This is a genomic window from Parabacteroides sp. MSK.9.14, assembly GCF_019041495.1.
Taxonomy (GTDB): domain Bacteria; phylum Bacteroidota; class Bacteroidia; order Bacteroidales; family Tannerellaceae; genus Parabacteroides; species Parabacteroides merdae.
The window spans coordinates 1-1,256 of the sequence record NZ_JAHPXO010000115.1 but is presented as its reverse complement, the minus strand read 5'-3'; the positions used below and the strand labels follow the sequence as shown (position 1 = coordinate 1,256).

At 49.1% G+C, this 1,256-nt stretch carries 2 tRNA genes and 1 rRNA gene; all 3 read left to right on the top strand.

The window, feature by feature from the left end:
- A 16S ribosomal RNA gene (locus tag KTG12_RS21360) occupies positions 1 to 815 on the top strand; the annotation flags it as partial.
- Positions 816 to 972: 157 nt separating this feature from the next.
- Positions 973 to 1,049: transfer RNA gene (locus KTG12_RS21355), tRNA-Ile, on the top strand.
- A 10-nt stretch (positions 1,050 to 1,059) separates the two neighbouring features.
- A tRNA-Ala gene (locus tag KTG12_RS21350) sits at positions 1,060 to 1,133 on the top strand.
- Positions 1,134 to 1,256: the final 123 nt, after the last annotated feature.

Below are 1,256 nucleotides of genomic sequence, written 5' to 3'. Positions count from 1 at the left end.
ACTCCGATTGCGAAGGCAGCTTACTAAACCATAACTGACACTGAAGCACGAAAGCGTGGGGATCAAACAGGATTAGATACCCTGGTAGTCCACGCAGTAAACGATGATTACTAGGAGTTTGCGATACAATGTAAGCTCTACAGCGAAAGCGTTAAGTAATCCACCTGGGGAGTACGCCGGCAACGGTGAAACTCAAAGGAATTGACGGGGGCCCGCACAAGCGGAGGAACATGTGGTTTAATTCGATGATACGCGAGGAACCTTACCCGGGTTTGAACGTAGTCTGACCGGAGTGGAAACACTCTTTCTAGCAATAGCAGATTACGAGGTGCTGCATGGTTGTCGTCAGCTCGTGCCGTGAGGTGTCGGCTTAAGTGCCATAACGAGCGCAACCCTTATCACTAGTTACTAACAGGTGAAGCTGAGGACTCTGGTGAGACTGCCAGCGTAAGCTGTGAGGAAGGTGGGGATGACGTCAAATCAGCACGGCCCTTACATCCGGGGCGACACACGTGTTACAATGGCATGGACAAAGGGCAGCTACCTGGTGACAGGATGCTAATCTCCAAACCATGTCTCAGTTCGGATCGGAGTCTGCAACTCGACTCCGTGAAGCTGGATTCGCTAGTAATCGCGCATCAGCCATGGCGCGGTGAATACGTTCCCGGGCCTTGTACACACCGCCCGTCAAGCCATGGGAGCCGGGGGTACCTGAAGTCCGTAACCGCAAGGATCGGCCTAGGGTAAAACTGGTGACTGGGGCTAAGTCGTAACAAGGTAGCCGTACCGGAAGGTGCGGCTGGAACACCTCCTTTCTGGAGCTGGAATCTCTAGACTAAGTCTGATGAGGTATGTAGCTCTCTGGTACTACGGTTGAATATGTATATATATATATGATCTTAAACTGGAAAGACCAGTATATAGAGAGAAAGATGATGCTGAGATGAAAATTTCAGGCACATAACGGTTGACAGTCCTATAGCTCAGTTGGTTAGAGCGCTACACTGATAATGTAGAGGTCGGCAGTTCAACTCTGCCTGGGACTACCAGTTGAAAAACGGGGGATTAGCTCAGCTGGCTAGAGCATCTGCTTTGCACGCAGAGGGTCAACGGTTCGAATCCGTTATTCTCCACGATAAACTCCGTAAGGGGTAAAAAAAGATCTTTGACGTATTGGACAACTTCAAAAAAGTAAAGTAACAAAAAAATAGAGCAAGCTGAAGATATATCAATCCGACACGGGCTTCAATTTTAGC